This window comes from Streptomyces sp. (assembly GCF_019510245.1).
Classification (GTDB): domain Bacteria; phylum Actinomycetota; class Actinomycetes; order Streptomycetales; family Streptomycetaceae; genus Streptomyces.
Genome location: NZ_JAEKKT010000523.1, coordinates 1 through 2,756, shown reverse-complemented (window position 1 = coordinate 2,756; position 2,756 = coordinate 1). Strand labels below are relative to the sequence as shown.

At 74.5% G+C, this 2,756-nt stretch carries 2 protein-coding genes; both read left to right on the top strand.

Annotation, left to right across the window (positions count from 1 at the left end):
* Positions 1-92 precede the first annotated feature (92 nt).
* Complete coding sequence (locus JF597_RS54995; RefSeq protein WP_294014733.1) at positions 93-1,697, top strand: fatty acyl-AMP ligase; 1,605 nt, start codon at positions 93-95, stop codon at positions 1,695-1,697.
* Positions 1,694-2,756, top strand: a 1,063-nt coding sequence (locus tag JF597_RS54990) for a type I polyketide synthase (protein ID WP_294014730.1), incomplete at its 3' end; no start/stop codon positions are given. The genes JF597_RS54995 and JF597_RS54990, both read left to right, overlap by 4 nt.

The window sequence follows — 2,756 nt, the reverse complement described above, 5'->3', positions numbered from 1 at the left end:
CCTGCGCGCGCTGCGCGGCAAGCGCTCCCCGATGCCGGAGCGCCGGCACGGCAACATCCCGCTCTGACCCGCTTCGCGAGGAGACCTGCCCGATGGACAACCGCCGTCCCCCGCTCGCCCCCGCGTTCCGGAGCCTGCCGGAGTACGTACGGCACTGGGCCCGAACCACCCCCGACCGCCGGGCGTTCACCTTCGTCGACCATCCCGCCCCGGATTCGCGTGGCGTCCACCGCACGCTGACCTGGCGACGGCTCGACGTGCGCGTACGGGCGGTGGCCGCCCGGCTCGCCGAGGAGGCCGAGCCCGGGGCGCGGGTCGCGCTGCTGTGCCCCCAGGGGCTGGAGTACGTCATCGCCTTCCTGGCGACGCTCGCCGCCGGCCTCATCGCGGTACCGCTGTATCCGCCCGGTCTGCCGGGTCAGGGGGACCGGCTGACGGCGGTCCTGGCCGACGCTCGTCCTTCGGTCGTCGTGACGACGAGCCGGCACCTGGGTGAGGTACAGGAGTTGTGCGACCGGGTCGTCGCCGTGGACCAGGTCCCGGACGCCGCCGTGAGAGACCTGGAACCGGTCGACACGGAGGTCGCCTACCTCCAGTACACGTCCGGTTCGACCCGTACCCCGGCGGGCGTGGAGATCAGTCACGCCAATGTCGTCGCCAACGCCCGTCAGGCGCTGGGCGCCTACGGCGCCGATGCCCATCCGGTGACGTGCGTGGGCTGGCTGCCGCTGTACCACGACATGGGACTCGTCCTGAGCATCGCCGCCCCGGTCGTGCGGGGGCTGCTGTCGGTGCTCATGGACCCGGTCGCCTTCCTGCACGAACCCGCGCGCTGGCTGCGGCTGTTGGCCGCGCATCCGCGCGCGCTGAGCGCGGCGCCCAACTTCGCCTACGACTACTGCGCCTCGGCGGTGACCGACGCGCAGAAGGCGGATCTGCGGCTGGACGGGATCGTCGCGCTGATCAACGGCAGTGAGCCGGTCCGCCCCGGCACGGCCGACAGATTCCAGGCGGCCTTCGCCGGTCAGGGGCTCGTCGCGGAGACGCACTGTCCCTCGTACGGGCTCGCCGAGGCGACCGTCTTCGTCAGCGCCGCCCGGCCCGGGGAACCGTTGCGGCGTTTCGCCCTGGACCGGGACGCGCTCGCCGAGGGGAAGGCGCTGCCCGCCCGGCCCGACGACCCCAGGGCCGTGCTGCTGGCGGGCTGCGGCATCCCGGCGGGGTACTGGAACCAGGAGGAGCAGACCCGGCGCGTCTTCGGAACCGACGGCCGGCTGCGCACCGGTGACCTGGGAACGGTCCTGGAGGGGCAGTTGATCGTCACCGGTCGGCTGAAGGACCTGATCGTCGTCGACGGCCGCAATCACTATCCGCAGGACCTGGAGGCCACCGTCCAGGACACCCATCCGGCGGTCCGGCGTGACCGGCTCGCCGCGTTCGGGGTCGCGGGCGGCTCCGGTGAGCGGGTGGTCGTGGTGGCCGAGCACACGCGGACCACGAGCCTGGCCGAGATCGACGTACCGGCTCTGGTACGGGCCGTGCGTGCGGCCGTGTCCGGACGGCACGGGGTGCGCCTCGCCGACGTCCTGCTCGTCCCGCCGGGCACGGTGCCGCGGACGTCGAGCGGCAAGGTGTCACGGGCGCTGACACGTGAACGCTATCTGGCGGGTGCCTACGCGGCGGACGGCGCCGCGTGAGGGCCGTGGACGCGGGTGCGGTACGCCGCCTGGTCGCGGAGCGGGTCGCCGCGTGGACCGGCACGGCCGTCGCGGAGGTCGCGATGGACCGGCCGCTGGCGGATCTCGGCATGTCCTCGCGGGACGCGGTCGTGCTGGCCGGGGAACTCGCCCGGCTTACGGGACGGGAGCTGCCGGCGACGCTGCTGTGGGAGGCGCCCACCGGGGAGGCTCTGGTGGCGCACCTGTGCCGCATACCATCGCCGACCGTGCCGCCCGCACCCGCCGCGGTGGCTCCCCCCTCGGAGCCCGTCGCCGTCATAGGGCTCGGCTGCCGCCTCCCCGGCGGCGTGCACGGCCCGGCCGACTACTGGCGGCTGCTGACCGACGGCGTCGACGCGATCGGACGGGTCCCCGAGGACCGCTGGCGCGACTTCACCCCCTTCCCGCCCGAGGACGCGCTCCCGTACGGCGGCTACCTCGACGACATCGCCGGGTTCGACGCGGACTTCTTCCGGATCACCCCGCGCGAGGCCGCCGTGATGGACCCGCAGCAGCGGATCCTCCTGGAGGTCGTCCACGAGACCCTCGCCCATGCCGCCGTCCCCGCCGCGTCCCTCGCGGGCACGGCCACCGGTGTCTTCGTCGGCGTCTCCGCCCCCGAGTACGGCTCGCTGACCGGCGCCGACCCGGCGGCCGTCGATCCCTGGGCGCCGGCGGGCGGTGCGCTGAGCGTGACCGCGGGCCGGCTGGCGTATGTGCTGGACACGCGTGGGCCGAGCATGGCCGTGGACACCGCCTGCTCCTCCTCGCTCGTCGCGGTGCACCACGCCTGCGTGAGCCTGCGCACGGGCGAGAGCGACACGGCGATCGCCGCGGGCGTCAACCTGCTGCTCTCCCCCACCGTCACCGTGGCGTTCGGGCGGGCGGGCGCTCTCGCGCCGGACGGTCGGTGCAAGCCGTTCTCGCCGGACGCCGACGGCATCGGCCGCGGTGAAGGCTGCGCGGCGGTGCTCCTGAAGCGACTGTCCGACGCCGAGCGGGACGGCGACCGGGTGCTCGCCGTCATCCGCGCCACGG